General features: G+C 62.6%; 14 protein-coding genes and 1 tRNA gene. 10 read left to right on the top strand and 5 right to left on the bottom strand.

The genetic code is table 11. The features are described 5' to 3' along the window. Positions 1-2 precede the first annotated feature (2 nt). The 7 genes from trpB (at position 3) to FOY51_RS20785 (ending at position 8945) form a co-directional block, all read left to right on the top strand. Entirely contained in the window at positions 3-1301 is a 1299-nt protein-coding gene (gene trpB, locus FOY51_RS20755) for a tryptophan synthase subunit beta (protein ID WP_187776407.1), read from the top strand. After that, positions 1298-2098 carry a tryptophan synthase subunit alpha gene (gene trpA, locus FOY51_RS20760; protein ID WP_149432172.1) on the top strand — a complete coding sequence of 267 codons (801 nt, stop codon included), beginning with the start codon at positions 1298-1300 and terminating at the stop codon, positions 2096-2098. The genes trpB and trpA overlap by 4 nt, the downstream gene beginning before the upstream one ends. Then, positions 2095-3741 (top strand): prolipoprotein diacylglyceryl transferase, encoded by a 1647-nt coding sequence (gene lgt / locus FOY51_RS20765; protein WP_149432173.1) that lies wholly within the window; start codon positions 2095-2097, stop codon positions 3739-3741. Before trpA ends, lgt begins: the two co-directional genes overlap by 4 nt. Then, positions 3738-4508, top strand: a complete 771-nt coding sequence (locus FOY51_RS20770; RefSeq protein WP_149432174.1) for a TM2 domain-containing protein — start codon at positions 3738-3740, stop codon at positions 4506-4508. The genes lgt and FOY51_RS20770 overlap by 4 nt, the downstream gene beginning before the upstream one ends. 216 nt (positions 4509-4724) lie before the next feature. Continuing rightward, positions 4725-6143: a pyruvate kinase gene (gene pyk / locus FOY51_RS20775; RefSeq protein WP_149432175.1), complete on the top strand. Its 1419-nt coding sequence runs from the start codon at positions 4725-4727 to the stop codon at positions 6141-6143. Beyond that, the gene (locus FOY51_RS20780) at positions 6139-7020 is read left to right on the top strand and encodes an acyl-CoA thioesterase (RefSeq protein WP_149432176.1); all 882 of its coding nucleotides are present in this window, start codon (positions 6139-6141) and stop codon (positions 7018-7020) included. Before pyk ends, FOY51_RS20780 begins: the two co-directional genes overlap by 5 nt. A gap of 83 nt (positions 7021-7103) precedes the next feature. Beyond that, positions 7104-8945 carry an ABC transporter ATP-binding protein/permease gene (locus FOY51_RS20785; RefSeq protein ID WP_149432177.1) on the top strand — a complete coding sequence of 614 codons (1842 nt, stop codon included), beginning with the start codon at positions 7104-7106 and terminating at the stop codon, positions 8943-8945. 44 nt (positions 8946-8989) lie between these two features. Here the strand turns inward: FOY51_RS20785 and FOY51_RS20790 are convergent, their stop codons facing one another. The 3 genes from FOY51_RS20790 to FOY51_RS20800 all read right to left on the bottom strand — a co-directional run bounded on the left by FOY51_RS20790 (position 8990) and on the right by FOY51_RS20800 (position 12629). Further along, on the bottom strand, positions 8990-10489 hold the full coding sequence (locus tag FOY51_RS20790) for an amino acid permease (protein WP_149432178.1): 1500 nt from the start codon (positions 10487-10489) through the stop codon (positions 8990-8992). A gap of 237 nt (positions 10490-10726) precedes the next feature. Then, the gene (locus FOY51_RS20795) at positions 10727-11635 is read right to left on the bottom strand and encodes a serine/threonine-protein kinase (RefSeq protein ID WP_149432179.1); all 909 of its coding nucleotides are present in this window, start codon (positions 11633-11635) and stop codon (positions 10727-10729) included. Between the two features lie 298 nt (positions 11636-11933). After that, positions 11934-12629, bottom strand: coding sequence for a maleylpyruvate isomerase family mycothiol-dependent enzyme (locus FOY51_RS20800; protein ID WP_149432180.1), 696 nt, complete (start codon positions 12627-12629; stop codon positions 11934-11936). A gap of 297 nt (positions 12630-12926) precedes the next feature. Here FOY51_RS20800 and FOY51_RS20805 point away from each other — a divergent pair, with 297 nt between their 5' ends. Beyond that, positions 12927-13589: a hypothetical protein gene (locus FOY51_RS20805; RefSeq protein WP_149432181.1), complete on the top strand. Its 663-nt coding sequence runs from the start codon at positions 12927-12929 to the stop codon at positions 13587-13589. Here FOY51_RS20805 and FOY51_RS20810 read toward each other — a convergent pair. Continuing rightward, a complete protein-coding gene (locus FOY51_RS20810; protein WP_235916578.1) occupies positions 13586-14479 on the bottom strand; it encodes an alpha/beta hydrolase in 894 nt (297 codons plus the stop codon). The genes FOY51_RS20805 and FOY51_RS20810 overlap by 4 nt on opposite strands. 347 nt (positions 14480-14826) lie before the next feature. Continuing rightward, positions 14827-14903, bottom strand: a tRNA-Leu gene (locus FOY51_RS20815). A gap of 122 nt (positions 14904-15025) precedes the next feature. Here FOY51_RS20815 and FOY51_RS20820 point away from each other — a divergent pair. Beyond that, the gene (locus FOY51_RS20820; protein ID WP_149432183.1) at positions 15026-15625 is read left to right on the top strand and encodes an ANTAR domain-containing response regulator; all 600 of its coding nucleotides are present in this window, start codon (positions 15026-15028) and stop codon (positions 15623-15625) included. 130 nt (positions 15626-15755) lie between these two features. Then, positions 15756-17006: a branched-chain amino acid ABC transporter substrate-binding protein gene (locus tag FOY51_RS20825; protein WP_235916580.1), complete on the top strand. Its 1251-nt coding sequence runs from the start codon at positions 15756-15758 to the stop codon at positions 17004-17006. Positions 17007-17097: the final 91 nt, after the last annotated feature.

Below are 17097 nucleotides of genomic sequence, written 5' to 3' on the forward strand. Positions count from 1 at the left end.
AAGTGTCAACAGGCGAAAAACCATCGATTCTCGACCTCAAGGGCGCCGGCCTGCCCAAGGCCAGCGCGGCCATAGCTGAACGCAGTACGCACGAGCCTGACATCGGCGGGCATTACGGCGTCTACGGCGGTCGACACGTCCCCGAAGCGCTGATGGCAGTGATCGAGGAAGTGACCGCCGAATACGAGAAGGCGCGCAGTGACGATTCGTTCCTGAACGAACTCGACCGGCTGCAGCGCGACTACACGGGTCGGCCCTCGCCGGTGTTCGAGACGACGCGGCTGAGCGAAGAAGCCGGCGGCGCTCGGATCTTGCTCAAGCGAGAAGACTTGAACCACACCGGTTCTCACAAGATCAACAATGTTCTCGGTCAAGTGCTGCTTGCCAAGCGGATGGGCAAGACACGCATCATCGCCGAAACCGGCGCAGGTCAGCACGGCGTCGCGACCGCGACGGTGTGTGCACTGCTCGGCCTCGAATGCATCATCTACATGGGTGCGGTCGATACCGAACGGCAGGCGCTGAACGTCGCGCGCATGCGACTGCTGGGCTCCGAGGTGGTGCCGGTGGAGTCCGGATCGCGCACCTTGAAAGACGCCATCAACGAGGCCCTGCGCGACTGGGTTACCAACGCGCACAACACCTATTACTGCTTCGGTACCGCAGCCGGTCCGCATCCGTTCCCGCTGATCGTGCGCGATCTGCAGCGGATCATCGGCCTCGAGGCGCGGGCACAGGTGCTTGCGATGACAGGGCGGCTGCCGGATGCAGTGACGGCCTGTGTCGGCGGAGGGTCCAACGCCATCGGCATCTTCCATCCGTTCATCGACGACGCGTCCGTTCGCTTGGTCGGATACGAGGCCGCGGGCGACGGAGTCGAAACCGGAAGGCACGCAGCAACGTTCACTGGCGGCACACCGGGCGCGTTCCAGGGTGCGTACTCGTATCTGTTGCAGGACGAGGACGGCCAGACCATCGAGTCGCACTCGATCTCGGCAGGTTTGGACTACCCGGGCGTCGGTCCGGAACATGCGTATCTCAAGGACATCGGTCGGGCCGAGTACTACCCGATCACCGACACTGAAGCGATGGACGCCTTGCTGTTGCTCAGCCGTCGGGAGGGCATCATTCCCGCGGTCGAATCAGCGCACGCCCTCGCCGGGGCCCTGAAATTGGGTCGCGAAATGGGAACCGGATCGATCATTTTGGTGAACCTGTCCGGTCGTGGCGACAAGGACATGGACACGGCCGCCAAGTGGTTCGGGCTGATCGAGGACGACGCGGAAGAGGCATCGCAGTGACCGAGAATTCACGGCTGGCACCGATCTTCGCCACATGCCGTTCCGAGAACCGCTCCGCCCTCGTCGGCTACATGCCGGCCGGCTACCCGGATTTGCAGGGCTCGATCGACGTAGTCAAGACAATGGTCGACGCCGGCTGCGACCTCATCGAGGTCGGCATCGCCTACTCCGACCCGGTGATGGACGGCCCGACCATTCAGGCTGCCGCCGGGCAGGCGTTGCGCAACGGCGTCCGGGTGCGTGATGTCTTCACCGTCGTGGAGCAGATCTCCTCGGTCGGTGGTCAGGCCGTCGTCATGACGTACTGGAACCCGGTGCTGAGTTACGGCGTCGACGCGTTCGCGCGCGACCTCGCTGCAGCGGGCGGATCGGGCATGATCACCCCGAATCTGATTCCCGAAGAGGCCGACGAGTGGATGGCCGCCTCCGACGCACACGAACTCGACCGCATTTTCCTGGTGGCGCCGTCGTCGACCGAGGAACGACTGGTCAAGACGCTCGAAGCGAGCCGCGGCTTCGTTTACGCGTCCGCGACGATGGGCGTGACGGGTGCGCGTGATGTCGTGTCGTCGGCTGCTCCGGAACTCACGGCCCGCGTCAAGGTGCACTCGGATATCCCGGTCGGCATCGGAATCGGTGTACGTTCCGGCGCGCAGGCTGCGGAGATCGCGCAATACGCGGATGCCGTGATCGTCGGTTCCGCGCTGGTGAGTGCGGCAGGCGAAGGCCTTGATTCGGTGCGCCGTCTGACGGCAGAACTGGCGACCGGAGTGCGCTCGGCTACCGTTGCGTCGTGACTTCGACTCCAGACCTGCTCGCGTACTTTCCCAGCCCGCCGCGTGGCGTCTGGGATCTAGGCCCGTTGCCGCTGCGCGCTTACGCCTTTTTCATCATCGTCGGCATCATCGTTGCGATCTACTGGGGCGACAAGCGTTGGGTTGCCAAGGGCGGCGAGCCGGGCACGGTGCTCGATATCGCGATCTGGGCCGTTCCCTTCGGTCTGGTCGGCGGCCGGCTCTACCACGTAGCAACGGACTGGACGACGTACTTCGGTGACGGTGGCCATCCGATCGACGCCCTGAAGATCTGGCAGGGCGGGCTCGGCATCTGGGGCGCTGTGTTCCTCGGCGCCATCGGTGCGTGGATCGGCTGCCGAGTGCGAGGGATTCCGCTGGCAGCGCTCGGCGATGCAATCGCACCGGGCATCTTGTTGGCTCAGGCGATCGGCCGCATCGGCAACTACTTCAACCAGGAGCTGTACGGTCGCGAGACCACCGTGCCGTGGGGCATGAAGATCTACGAGCGGGTCAACTCCAACGGCGCGGTCGATGCACTCAACGGTGTCTCGACCGGCGTGGTCGAGAAGGTCGTGCACCCGACGTTCCTGTACGAGCTGCTGTGGAACTTGCTGATCGTTGTGCTGTTGGTCGTGGTGGATCGTCGCTTCCAGCTGGGTCACGGCAGGCTGTTCGCGCTCTACGTCGCCGGATATTGCGTCGGTCGATTCGGCGTCGAGCTGATGCGCGACGACTACGCAACACACATCGGTGGCATCCGGATCAACACCTTCACATCGGCGATCGTCTTCGTGCTCGCTGTTGCCTACCTGATCTTCGCTCGTAAGGGTCGAGAAGACCCGATCGAACTTGTTCCCGCAGGTATTCGTGAGCAGGTAGCGGAGGAGCGAGCCGCTGCGGCACGCGCGGACGTTGCACGACGAGCGGCTGCTCGTGCTCGTGCCGAGGCGGCGGCTGCCGCCCGCGCAGAGGCCGCTGCACAGACGGCAGCGGCGGAGAGCGCTGACGGAGAGAAGGACGGTGGCGACAAAGTCGGCGGGGAGAAGGCCGACGAGGCCAAGGAGGGCGACGAAAAGGTTGACGCGGCTGCCGACGCCGATACTACTCGAGGCGATGACGCGAAATCCGACGCTGCAAAGGCAGATGTTGCGGTGGGCGGCGGCAAGGATGATGCCGATAAGACCCGGATCGAGGGCGAGAAGACCGAAGCCAAGAAGGACGAGCCGCAGGCCGCAGTCGCAAAGGTCGACAATCCGGAGAAGAAGTCGGAAAGCGCCGAGTCTTCGGACAATGTCGAGCCTTCTGGGAAGGTCGAGCAGCAAGCTGCCGAGTCGAAGGAGACCGTCGCAGCAGAAAAGCCGGCAGCGACAGTAGCTGAGCCGAAGGTAGAGACTGAGCCGAAGGTAGAGACTGAGCCGAAGGTAGAGACTGAGCCGAAGGTAGAGACTGAGCCGAAGGTAGAGACTGAGCCGAAGGTAGAGACTGAGCCGAAGGTGGCGGAGACTGAATCCCAAGTTGATCCGGCACCGGAGCCCGACCCTGTCGAGGAATCCACGTCGTCGCTGAGGTCCAGCGTCGAGTCCGAGGTCCGCAAGCGTGGTAGTCAGCTCAGAGGTCTCCTGAGACGAGGGGTGAATCGTTGAGCGAATCCGACGGAACAGGCAACACCGACGACTCCAAGCCGGACTCATCCTCGGACGGCCCACCTGAGCTGGGCCCCGAGTTCGGCTCCACGTACGACTACGACGCGACCGCCAGCGCATCGCTCTCCGATTCGCCGGTGGCGCCTGAGCCGGGTGCCATCGGTGCCCCCGGCACGGGTCCCGGTTGGAACACCTACTCGGGCGTCGGCAACGGGCCCGGCTGGTCGGATGCGCCGACCTATCCGCCGACCGAGAACGGTGGTTCACAATTCGACACCGGCCAACAGGCCTACGGTGGCCAGAACTACACCGAGCCAGGCCAGCCTGTGTACGGCCAACCGTCCTACGGTCAACCCCAGTACGGTCAGCCCCAGTACGGCCAACCGCAATATGGGCAACCGAATTACGCCCAAGCGCCCTACGGTGGGTATCAGCCCGCACCCGGCTACGGACCGACCGATCCGATGGCACCGTACGGTCGCGATCCGATCAGTGGCGAACCGCTGTCGGACAAGTCGAAGACCACAGCGGGACTGCTGCAGATCCTGATCGGGTTTCTCGGCATCTGCGGCGTGGGTCGGCTGTACATCGGCAGCACCGGAATCGGGCTGACTCAGCTACTGCTGGTGCTGGCCGGATTTGCGACGATCTTCGTTCTGATCGGGTTCTTCATCGTTCCTATCGTGTGGATCTGGGCGTTCGTCGACGGCATCATGATGCTCACCGGCAGCGTTCGCGACCCCCAGGGCCGACAGCTTCGTAACTGAGTCGTCAACCCTTGTTTCGTGATCGAGACCCGTGAACTACGGGGTCACGCCGCCTGAATCCCATCTGGCGCCCCAGGAGCCAGATCGCCGCTCGGCTGCGTTGTCGTCGACTTCGATACAACATCGGTATCGAAGCCTCCTCCGCCTTGCCGGTCGGCGATCTGATCTCCCGGGTGCATCCAGCCGGATTCAGGCGGCATGCCCTAGGCTCGAACCGTGACTCGACGGACCAAGATTGTCTGCACGCTCGGACCTGCAACTGCGACTGACGAGAAGATTCGGGAGCTCGTCGAAAGCGGCATGGATGTCGCCCGCTTGAACTTCAGCCATGGCGAACACGCCGATCACCAAGCCAATTATCAGCGGGTGCGCACGGCATCCGACGTGACCGGCCACGCCGTCGGAGTCCTTGCGGATCTGCAGGGTCCCAAGATCCGTCTAGGGCGATTCGCGAACGACCGCACCACGTGGGCGGATGGCGAGCAGGTCCGCATCACGGTCGACGACATCGAGGGCACGCATGATCGTGTGTCCACCACCTACAAGCAGCTTGCCAACGACGCGAAGGCCGGCGATCGGCTGCTGGTCGACGACGGCAAGGTCGGGCTGGTCGTCGAGCGCGTCGAGGGCAACGACGTGGTCTGCCGCGTCACCGAGGGCGGGCCGGTAAGCAACAACAAGGGTGTTTCGCTGCCGGGCATGGATATCTCGGTCCCTGCGATGTCGGAGAAGGACATTGCCGATCTGGAGTTCGCGCTCCGACTGGGCGTCGATTTCATCGCATTGTCCTTCGTCCGTTCACCCGCGGACGTGGAACTGGTGCACGAGGTGATGGACCGCGTCGGGCGCCGGATTCCTGTCATCGCAAAACTCGAAAAGCCCGAAGCCATCGACAATCTCGAAGCTGTGGTGCTCGCATTCGACGCCGTGATGGTGGCGCGCGGTGATCTGGGTGTGGAACTGCCGTTGGAGCAGGTGCCGCTGGTACAGAAACGTGCGATCCAGATTGCCCGCGAGAATGCCAAGCCGGTGATCGTCGCGACGCAGATGCTGGAATCGATGATCGAGAACTCGCGGCCGACGCGAGCCGAGGCGTCGGATGTCGCCAACGCCGTGCTCGACGGTGCCGACGCCGTGATGCTCTCCGGCGAAACTTCCGTCGGCAAGTACGTGATGGAGACCGTTCGCACCATGGCACGCATCGTCGAAGCCGTCGAACCGGAGTTGGCGCGCATCCCGCCGCTGACCCATGTGCCGCGTACCAAGCGCGGTGTCATTTCGTATGCTGCCCGCGACATCGGAGAGCGGCTCGATGCGAAGGCTCTTGTCGCCTTCACGCAGTCCGGTGACACCGTGCGCAGGCTTGCTCGGTTGCACACTCGGCTGCCGTTGCTGGCCTTCACGCCGTTGCCGGAGGTGCGGAGTCAGTTGGCGCTGACGTGGGGCACCGAGACGTTCTTGGTGCCGCGGGTGGAGAGTACGGACGCCATGATCGGCCAGGTCGACCAGTCGCTGCTGAACCTCGATCGTTACGCCAAGGGCGACTTGGTGGTGATCGTGGCCGGCTCGCCGCCCGGAACTGTGGGATCTACCAACATGATTCACGTTCACAGGATCGGCGAGGAAGACCATTAGCAGCGAGGCGGGGACCGACCTCGAAATACTGCTGACGTTGCTGGACCTGGATCAGGTCGACGACGACACATTCATCGGTCACAATCCGCCGAACGCCGTGGGTAGCAGAACCTTTGGCGGACAGCTTATTTCGCAAGCGATGGTGGCGGCCGGGCGTACCGTCGGCGACGGCCGTCCTGTGCACGCCATCAACGCACACTTCATTCGCGGTGGAAATGTCAAGGAGCCCATCGAGTTCCGGGTGCAACGGCACCGCGACGGCCGCGCATTCGCCAATCGCATCGTCACCGCCTTTCAAGACGACCAGGAACTCTTCGTCATGCTTGCCGCGTTCCAGGACTGGACCAAGGGTCTGGAGCACGCGGTCGAGGTGCCCGACGTTCCGTATCCGGATGTGTTGCCGCCACTCGGCGATCACTTCGTCGGTTACGAGGATCGCCTGGAGCTGTTCGTCAACGCGCTCAAGCCGATCGACATGCGCTACGCCAACGATCCAACGTGGATCATGAAGGGCACAGGCGAGCGCCTCAATCACAACAGGGTCTGGATGAAGGCCGACGGCGACCTGCCCGACGACCCGCTGGTGCACGTGGCAACCATGGGCTATTCGTCGGACACCACCGTGCTCGATTCGATCATCACCACCCACGGCTTGTCGTGGGGACTCGACCGCATTGTCGCTGCGACGGTGAACCATTCGATGTGGTTCCACCGTCCGTTCCGGTTCGACGACTGGGCGCTCTATGCCACCGAGTCGCCCGTCGCAGCCGGATCGAGGGGCCTGGGAACCGGTCGATTCTTCTCGCTCGAGGGTGAGCTGCTGGCAACGGTGGTGCAGGAGGGCTTGATCAGGCACTTCCCGCGGAAAGAAAAGTAGGTACTGCGGCGCGCATGTCGGCGGTCGTCGGGTTAAACTTCGCCAGCTCATAGGCGGGGGGATCCACCTGATGATGGAGTTGTATGCAAAGTCTCGACTGGTCCAACGAGTTGGTCAAGAGCCTCTGGTGGCTGTTGAAAGCCTTTGCAATAACGGCTGTGTGTTTTGCGCTGGTCTCCGTTCTGTTGATTCGCCTCACCCGATGGGGTCGGCAATTCTGGCGGATCGGCGGCGGCTACTTCTCCGGTAAGGGCGCATGGAAGACGTATCTCTTCATCGCGGTTCTGCTCATCTTCGCGCTGTGGAGTGTGCGGATGAACGTGTTGCTGTCGTATCAGGGCAACGACATGTACACGGCTCTTCAGGGCGCAGCGCAGGCGCTCGGTTCCGGTGACACCGCGTCGCTCGACGCTGCCAAGACGGCGTTCTGGCACTCCCTGATCGTGTTCGCGGTGCTGGCCACCATTCACGTCGTGCGCTCGATGCTGGATCTCTACGCCGGTCAGGCGTTCGATATCCGATGGCGGTTGTGGCAGACCGATCGACTGGTCGACGACTGGTTGGACGGTCGGGCGTTCTACCGCGGCAGGTTCATCGACGACACGATCGATAACCCGGATCAGCGCATCGAGCAAGACGTCACTGATTATGTGCAGACCACGCGAACGTTGGCGATCGGTGCTGTCAGCGCGATCGCGTCCGTCATATCGTTCACGAAGATTCTGTGGGACCTGTCCGGTCCGTTGACGGTGCTCGGAGTAGAGATTCCGCGCGCCATGATGTTCTTGGTGTTCGCGTACGTGCTCATCTCTACGGTGATCGCGTTCTGGATCGGTCGACCACTGATCAAGCTGAACTTCCTCAACGAAAGCCTGACCGCAACGTTCCGTTACGCACTCGTCCGCCTACGGGACAGCGCGGAAAACGTTGCCTTCTATCGTGGCGAGCGCGTGGAGGGTGTCGGGTTGCTGAGCCGCTTCCGCGCGGTGATCAAGAACTACTGGCAGATCGTCTATCGACTCCTGAAGTTCAACGGCTGGAACCTGTCGGTGAATCAGACCGCGGTGGTTTTCCCGCTGATCATCCAGGCGCCTCGATTCTTCAGTGGGGCAGTAACACTCGGTGATGTGACTCAGACAGGTAGTGCCTTCGGCCAGGTACACGATTCGCTCTCGTTCTTCCGCGAGTCCTACGACACCTTCGCCGGCTACCGGGCGACCCTGATCCGACTCGACGGCTTGATGGCCGCAGACGGTCAATCTCGCGAACTCCCCAAGTTGGCGTCCGCGGACACCGCCGATGCGCTCGAGATCGTCGGCGTCGGTGTTCGTCGTCCCGACGGTGAAGTTCTCATCGACGATCTGAGTCTGCGGATGACGCCGGGTGACGCGCTGGTCGTGAAGGGCAAGTCGGGCAGTGGAAAGACGACACTGCTGCGAAGTCTCGCGGAGCTGTGGCCGTATGCGGACGGCGAGCTGCGCAGGCCGCCCGGTCACGACACGCTGTTCCTGTCGCAGATGCCGTACCTGCCGCTCGGCGATCTCCGCACAGCGATCTCGTACCCGGCGGCACCTGGCGAACTGGACGACGAAGCCCTGCGCGAGACCTTGCGGAAGGTGTTCCTGAGCAATCTCACCGACCGGCTGACCGAGGTGGCCGACTGGGCGAAGATTCTCTCGCCCGGCGAGCAGCAGCGAATTGCGTTCGCTCGAATCCTGCTGATCAAGCCGAAGGTCGTGTTCCTCGACGAGGCGACGTCGGCCATCGACGAGGGCCTGGAATTCGCTATCTACCAACTGATTCGGTCCGAGGTGCCCGAGTGCATCCTGGTCAGCGTCGCCCATCGCAGCACCGTCGATCAGCATCACACGCAGAAGCTGGAACTCGAAGGCGATGGCACCTGGGAGCTTTCGCCCGTCAGCTGACCTTCGCACACGAGTGAGGGATCCTCACTCGTGTGCGAAGCGAACTATGAGTTGTCGCCGTCGTTCGGGAGCGGCCGCTTGGCGACAACCGGGTACTCGCCGGTATAACCCAGCCGTTCCTGCGCAACCGCCTGCACGCGCTTGCGAACCAGGTACCAGCCGCCGATGAGCATCGGGATGATGACAACCAGGGTCGCAACGGTCCACGAGCCGATCGGATGGTCCATCGCCATCAGAACCAGCACCGCGCCCAAGAACAACAGTGTCACGTAGCCCGTGTAGGGCGATCCCCACAGCCGGAACTTCGGGCGCTCCAAGATTCCCTTCTGGGACCAGCGGTACAGCTGAATCTGGCAGATCACGATCGTCGCCCACGACGCGATGATTCCGAGAGACGCCATGTTCAACACGATTTCGAATGCCTGCCCGGGCACGATGCCGTTGAGAACGACGCCGAACAAGCCGAACACCGCGGTCAGACAGATGCCGCCGTACGGCACGCCGTTCCCTGACATCCGGCCGGTGAACGCGGGCGCGCTGCCGTTCATCGACATCGAGCGAAGGATGCGGCCCGTCGAGTAGAGGCCGGCGTTGAGGCTCGAGAATGCGGCGGTCAGCACGACGATGTTCATGATCGTCCCTGCACCGTCGACGCCGATCTTGGAGAAGAACGTGACGAAGGGGCTTTCTCCCGCCTTGTACGCCGTGTACGGCAGCAGCAAGCCGAGCAAGACCAAGGAACCCACGTAGAAGACCGCGATGCGGGCGATGACCGAGTTGATGGCGCGCGGCATGATCTTCTCGGGGTTCTGGGTCTCGCCTGCCGCGGTACCGACGAGTTCGACTGCGGCGTAGGCGAAGACGACGCCGGATGTGACGATCACCAGCGGGTAGATGCCCGTCGGAAACAACCCGCCCGAATGCGAGATGACACTGATGCCTGTGCTGTTGCCGTTGATGTCGTAGCGGCCCGCCAGGAAGATCGTGCCGACCACCAGGAAGGTGATCAGCGCGACGACCTTGATCAGTGCCGCCCAGAATTCGAGCTCACCGAACAGCTTCACCGAGATCAAGTTCATCGTCAGCACGATTGCCAAGGCGATCAACGCGATCAGCCACTGCGGGACGTGCTCGAACGTCTTCCAGAAATGGAAGTAGGTGGCGATGGCGGTGGAGTCGACGATCGACGTCATCGCCCAGTTGAGAAAGTACAGCCAGCCTGCGACGTAAGCCGCCTTCTCGCCGAGGAATTCGCGTGCGTAGGACACGAACGACCCGGACGACGGCCGGTGCAGCACCAGTTCGCCGAGTGCGCGCAGGATGAGAAATACGAATACGCCGCAGACGGCGTAGACGATGAACAGGCCAGGACCTGCATCGGCCAAACGTCCGCCGGCGCCGAGGAACAGTCCGGTTCCGATCGCGCCGCCGATGGCGATCATCTGCAGCTGACGGGGCTTGAGGCCCTTTTGGTAACCCTCGTCTTCTTCGGACAATGCGGAATTGTCGTAGACCTGCGCGGGTTGATCTTTCGATTGAGTCATTAGCGGGTCCTTCTCAAGGGTCGAGAACCAGGTCGTGCACACTGCGGTGCCGAGACGACTCAGTTCGGCGTGGAGCCGCTGAAGGGTCGACATCGTTGTCCCACGGCGCGTTTGGCCTTTCGGGTCCGTCCAGTCAAACACGGCGAAGACGCGAATTCTCGGGGAACTGCCGAAGCAAAGTGAGTTGATCGGGACCGTTGCCAGGGAAGCGAAATGCGTTGGTGCATTTGTCCGAATTCAGTGACCGGACGCCATTCTGGTGCGAAGCCAGCGTCGAAATCCGAGGGGCGTTCGTCCGGCAACTTCGTCCGACGTGCTTTCGAGAACGGCCGCGGCGAGATCGATGAACTCGCCGCACGTTCGATACCGATCTGTCGGATCTTTTGCGAGAGCCTTTCCGACGATCGCGTTGATCGCCGGCGGCAACCACGGTGCGCGCTTGGTCAGCAGTGGTGGGGTCGACGCGATGTGTGCGTGCGCGATGGCGAAGGTGGTCGAGTAGGGAAACGGCGTTCTACCCGTCAGTAATTCCACCAGCGTGCACGCAAGCGCGTACTGGTCCGTTGCGGGCAGCAGTTGCTGGCCTTGCAGCAATTCCGGCGCGGCGTAGGGAATGGTCGACAGGATTCGACCCTTCCGAACCAGTGGGCGCGAGTCGTCGAGCAGGTAAGCGACGCCGAAGTCCGTCAACACCGCCAGCGATGGCGTCGATTCCACGAGTATGTTGCCGGGCTTGACATCTCGGTGCAGCACGTCCCTGCCGTGTGCGTAGTCGAGGCCGTCGGCTATCTGGTCGACGACGTCGATCACGGCGTTCAGATCAGGGCGCGCGCCCAGGAGGGGGATGAGCGTCGACGCACTCGGCCCGTCGACGAATTGCATTGTGAGCCAGGGGACATCATCGGTCAGCCCGTCGCTGTACATAGAAACGAGATTCGGATGGTGCAGGGTGTGCGCGATGTCGAATTCACGCTGAAAGCGGGCGCGGGCGGCACCGTCGAACGCGATCTCGGGCTCCAGGATTTTCAGTGCCTCGGTACGACCGCTGGTCGGGTTGGTGACGCGATACACCTCGCTCATCCCACCGCGACCGAGGTGGCATTGCACGACGTATCCAGCGAACGTGTTTCCCGCCGACAGCGTCATGCTTCACCGTCCTCGGCCGATGCGATTGGTAGTCCGCAGAGTAGTACCGAAACGGCGGGGTCGGCGCTTCCGAGTTGTATCTATGGTGCAAACCGCGTTCGAACGCGACGCAGCAAAGTCTCAAACGGTAAGTCGTGAAACGGCTCTGGGCCGTCAGTCGCGCAGGAGCTGAAGGCGGGCCAGTGCTTCCCGTAGTCATCTACCACCGACCCGCCCAGGTGACTATATCAGAGTTCGAACATGCGTTCTAGGAGTACGGCGAAACGAGCCGCAGACCAGCTGCTCCTCGGCGCCGGACTCAGTCGTCAGAGATCAATTTGCTACTACCGCGGAGCCGGTTACGAAGCTGATCAGCGCCCTCGCCGGTCAACTCGTTCGGACCGACTGGACGGTTGGCGAGCGTCAGCAAGATCGCTTCGGCGGAACCCCGCACCTCAGGCCCGTCGCCGGTCGACCAGCCGACGTCGTCGGCGACGATTCGCAGTCCGGCGATACGATTTCGGCTTCGGAAGTACAACGAACCGAACCCGATTCGGGTGAATAATGGCGCACAAAGTGCGAACGATTCGGCGGGCATCGGACGCGGTTTGAGTAGGGGACGGCGGATGTCGAGGTTGTGGACGAGGATGTCGACAAGTGGTGCGACCGTCGGCATGCCGGGCGGATGTTCCCGCCGTGGCACCAACTCTCGCAGCGCGGCGATGATTGCCGTGGGTGGTTCGGCTCCGCGGGTCCTTCCGTCTTCCGCCGCGAAACGCTCGAACCGGAATCCCGATTTCGAGAGTCGGCCGACAAGCCTGCCTGGAGGTAGTGCCAGCCCAAATGTCCACCATCGCTGACGGAATTCTCCGATCGCACAGAGATGACCAGCCACGTCGCGTACCTTCCATTCACTACAAAGCGACTGGACCTCCCATTCTTCGGGGGTGAGCGTTTCCAGGAAGTCTGCGAGTTCGGCACGTTCGCGTTCGAGGAAGTCCCAGATGTCTGTCATCGATGGATCGTCGCATGATCAGTTGCCCGCGTTGCGAGTCTGCTCCGTCGCAACCGGTTTGGGCCGTTAGGTCACCTGTGCTGATTCAGGGCGGCAGCTAGCGCGGACGCGCATCCAGCAGCGGGAACACTTCGAACTGTCCTGCAGGACAACTGTCTTGCTACAAAAGATATGAACGTGTTAGAACTCGACCAATCTTGACAAATGCAGAGGCATCCGCAGGTTCCTACCGCCGACTCCGCTCACTCAGCGTGCTACCAACTATCTAAAGTGCTTGCGAATTATCGGAGGTTGAACATGCCGGGACGGAAGGTTTCCATAGCTGAGTGCGAAGAACTCTGGGACGCATGGACGCCCAGCGAGGTTGCCCAGCGACTCTCGAACGTCACGGCTCCTTGGTGCGTCGCTGCCGGGTGGGCTTTGGAGTTGTTCTCCGACCGTGCTGCCCGGGTCCACAGCGACCTCGAAATCGCAGTGCCGAGTTCGCAATTCGACCAGATCGTTGCTGCATTTTCCGGCTTCGAGTGGGACGTCGCCGGCAACGGTCGAATTTGGCCGCTACCCGAAGGTATGGCCGATCACTTCCAGACGTGGCTACGACAACCAGCGACCGGCCGCTATCGTGTCGACGTATTTCGAGAGCCTCACGTCGGCAGTCGTTGGGTATGCCGGCGCGGCACATCGATCACCCTGCCATACGAGGATCTGATCCTGCGCACCGACGACGGCATCCCGTATGTGATCCCCGAGGTCGTGCTGTTGTTCAAGGCCAAACATCTGCGTAGCAAGGATCAGGCCGACTTCCACCAGGTGCTGCCCGTGCTGGATGCGGAGCGACGGGAGCGGCTCTGTAATTGGCTATCTCTGGTCCATCCAGGACACCCCTGGATCGAGTGCATGGAAACGGTCGCTGTTCGGCCCCATCATGAGCGACCGTTTCCATGCACTCGGCGGATCTAGTTGACCGGGGCGCCGACCGTTTGCGCGATGAACGGCCAGGAGCTCTTGAGGTCGTCCTCCCAGTACCCCCACGAATGCGTCCCGACTGGCCGATTGTTCACCGTCACAGGGATGTTCAGCTGATTCAGTCGGTTCTCCAGGTTCACCGTGCACATATGGATCGCTGCCTCGATCGGTGCGCCGAATCCGAGTTGCAGCGGCAACGGGAATCGGCCATCCGCTACCCGTGCGTCGAGCGGTGTGTCGTGCGGAAACCCGGGGATGCCGGTTCCTGAACTCAAATAGATGGCGGTGCCGCGCAGCTTTTCTGCGTTGACGAGCGGATCGTTTGCGCGCCACAGCGGCCCGTCAGCCGGGCCCCACATGTTTTCGACGCTTTGGCCACCGCCCCAGGTCTCGACGGTGATCTTGACGAACTCGTGTCCGATCGGATCCGACGTCTGCGCGCAGCCACTATACGAGGCGGCGCTCTTCCAGAAGCCGGGCTTGGCGATCGCGAGGTTGAGCACCGAAGTACCGCTCATCGAGACGCCTGCAAGCGACCGATTTCCGTTGGCGCCCAAGAAGCTTTCGATGACCGGAGGCAGCTCGTCGTTGAGGAAGGTCTGCCACTTGTTGAAGCCGAGCTTGGCGTCGTTGCGGATCCAGTCGGTGTAGTAGGAGTTGGCGCCACCGTAGGGGGTGACGACGTTTATGTCCTTGCCGCGCAGGAAGCTCACTGCGTCGGTTTGCGCGTCCCACCCGCTGGCGTTCGGGCCGCCACCGGATCCGTTCAGCAAGTACAGCGTCGGCGCGGGCTTCGACTTGTCCGCCGCGCGGATCACCTGGATCTTGATCGGGCGGTTCATGGCGGGGGAGAACACCATGACGTTCTGCTGTCTGTCGTTCACGCTCTCCACCGATACAACGTGCGCGCTGCTCGGCGCGGCGGTGGCGCTACCTGCGACCCCCGTTATAGCGGCGGCGACGAGCAAGCCGGAAACGACCCCTCGCAGTGCTGTCTTCCATGTCGATCGCGGCGTTCTCAAGTTGCGGACCACTCTCGTATACGACGTGTCGGTCAGTTCGAAATGCGGCACCAGACATGCAAATTTCTGGTACGGCATTACCGAATATTCGCTGCCGCGGCCGTTCCGGATTGGTCGAGGGCCGCCGAACAGGCCCTCCGGGCTGTGATTCGGCTGGAAAGTGAACCCTCATCGCCCGCTCGACGAATGAGCTGGACGGTCCAGAAGTGTGGTGCCCTCGGTGAGACTCGAACTCACACTGCACGGGTTTTGAATCCGTTTCCTCTGCCAATTGGGATACGAGGGCGTGTGCGAGCCTGCGCGGCTCGCGGTGCACCAGTCTAGAGAACACCCTCCCGATGTCGAGCACCGGTACCCTGCCTACATTCGGGTGTTGTCCCGCGTTGCCGATCAGAGGGGGCTACTTCGATGACCGAATCTGCACCAGTTGGGACGGGGCCACGCCGTGTCGTGGTCGCCGAGGACGAAACGCTGATCCGCTTGGACCTGGTCGAGATGTTGGGCGAGGAAGGCTACGACGTGGTCGGCGAAGCAGGCGACGGGCAGCAGGCCGTCGACCTTGCGATCGAGCACAAGCCGGATCTGGTGATCATGGATGTGAAGATGCCGCGACGCGACGGCATCGACGCGGCTGCTGAAATCGCGTCGAAGCGTATTGCGCCGGTCGTGATCCTGACGGCGTTCAGCCAGCGCGATCTGGTGGAGCGCGCGCGCGACGCCGGTGCGATGGCGTATCTGGTGAAGCCCTTCTCGAAATCGGATCTGGTTCCCGCGATCGAACTTGCGGCGAGCCGGTATTCGGAGATCTCCGCACTCGAGAGTGAAGTCGCCGATCTGTCCGATCGCCTCGAAACCCGCAAGCTCGTCGAGCGCGCGAAGGGCGTGCTTATGCGTACGCAGGGTCTCACCGAACCGCAGGCGTTCAAGTGGATTCAGCGCACCGCGATGGATCGACGCACCACCATGAAGGCCGTCGCCGATGTGGTGTTGGAGAATTTGGACAAATAGCGCGCCGACACAGCGCCGAATTGAGCGCTTTGTGATGCGTAGGTAACGCAGCGACGATATGTTTTTCCCCGGGCTGGCGTAGTCGGCCTCTCCGGTGCTGCCGGGGAGTGAATGGAATCAGAGGTGGAAAGTGCGTAGTCCTAATAATCGGGGCCGGGTAGCGAGGGGCGCGCTGATCGTTGGCGTTGCTGCCACGCTCGCGGTTGCGGGATGTAGCAGCAAGTCGACGGACAACGGTTCGTCGGACACCAGCGGTACGTCGGGTAGCGCGTCGTCGACGAGCTTGAGCATCAAGCCGCAGACGCTGCTCGATTCCGAAGGCAAAGAAGCACCGGTTGCCAGCGTCAGCGATGCTGCCAACCCCGCCGGCGACGGGTCGGCTACCTGCTCGGGTTCGACCCTGGCGATGGCGGGTGCCCTCACCGGCGCCAACGCCGCGCTCGGCCAGAACATTCTGCTCGGTGCCAAGCTGGCCCTCGACGAGCACAACAAAGCGAACGCGAACTGCCAGGTGGAGCTCAAGCAGTTCGACACCGAAGGCGATCCGCAGAAGGCCACTCAGGTTGCAGGTCCGATCACGTCGGACACCTCGATCATCGGCCTGCTCGGCCCGGCATTCTCCGGTGAGACCAACGCGACCGGCGCACAGTTCAATCAGGCCGGTCTGCCGTTCCTGACCGCGTCGGCGACCAACCCGTCGCTGACCGAGAAGGGCTGGACCACGTTCTTCCGCGGTCTGGGCAACGACAACAGCCAGGGCTCGGTAGTCGCCAAGTACCTGACCGGCACGCTCAACGCCAAGAAGGTCTGCGTCGTTCAGGACGACACCGACTACGGCGTCGGGCTGGCGAAGGTCGTCACCGAAAGCCTCGGTGGCGCAGCGGATGCCGCGTGCTCGGCGAGCGTCAAGTCGGGCCAGAAGGACTTCTCGGCCACGGTCTCGCAGATCAAGGGCGAGAACGCGGACGCGATCTGGTACTCGGGCTACTACGCCGAGGCCGCACCGTTCGTCAGTCAGCTGCGTGAAGGTGGCGTCACCTCCACGTTCGCTTCGGGCGACGGCACCAACGATCCGGAGTTCGTGAAGCAGGCCGGCGAAGCCGCCAAGGACGCCATCCTGACCTGCCCGTGTGTGCCTGGCCCGGCCGAATGGGTCAAGAAGTACACGGACATGAACAAGCAGGCTCCCGGCGTCTACTCCGTCGAGGGCTACGATCTGACGACGATCATGCTCAAGGGCATCGATTCCGGTGTGAAGGATCGCGCCGGAATGCTGAACTTCGTCAAGAGCTACAACGGTCAGGGCATCGGTAAGAAGTACCAGTGGAACGACAAGGGCGAGCTTTCCAACGCTCTGATCGAGATCTACAAGGTCGGCTGATCTTTCATCGACTCCGACGACGCGGCCGGGTGCTCTGCCTGAGGCAGACGCCCGGCCGCGTCGTTGTCGAAAAGCAGTCGCACGAAACGCA

Source organism: Antrihabitans cavernicola (assembly GCF_008297975.1).
Lineage (GTDB): Bacteria > Actinomycetota > Actinomycetes > Mycobacteriales > Mycobacteriaceae > Antrihabitans > Antrihabitans cavernicola.

Bases quoted from the DNA above. Each gene is read 5' to 3' on its own strand.
- FOY51_RS20790 (WP_149432178.1), bottom strand. From the start codon at position 10,489: ATGACTCAATCGAAAGATCAACCCGCGCAGGTCTACGACAATTCCGCA.
- FOY51_RS20800 (WP_149432180.1), bottom strand. From the start codon at position 12,629: ATGACAGACATCTGGGACTTCCTCGAACGCGAACGTGCCGAACTCGCA.
- FOY51_RS20820 (WP_149432183.1), top strand. From the start codon at position 15,026: ATGACCGAATCTGCACCAGTTGGGACGGGGCCACGCCGTGTCGTGGTC.
- FOY51_RS20795 (WP_149432179.1), bottom strand. From the start codon at position 11,635: ATGACGCTGTCGGCGGGAAACACGTTCGCTGGATACGTCGTGCAATGC.
- FOY51_RS20785 (WP_149432177.1), top strand. From the start codon at position 7,104: ATGCAAAGTCTCGACTGGTCCAACGAGTTGGTCAAGAGCCTCTGGTGG.
- FOY51_RS20805 (WP_149432181.1), top strand. From the start codon at position 12,927: ATGCCGGGACGGAAGGTTTCCATAGCTGAGTGCGAAGAACTCTGGGAC.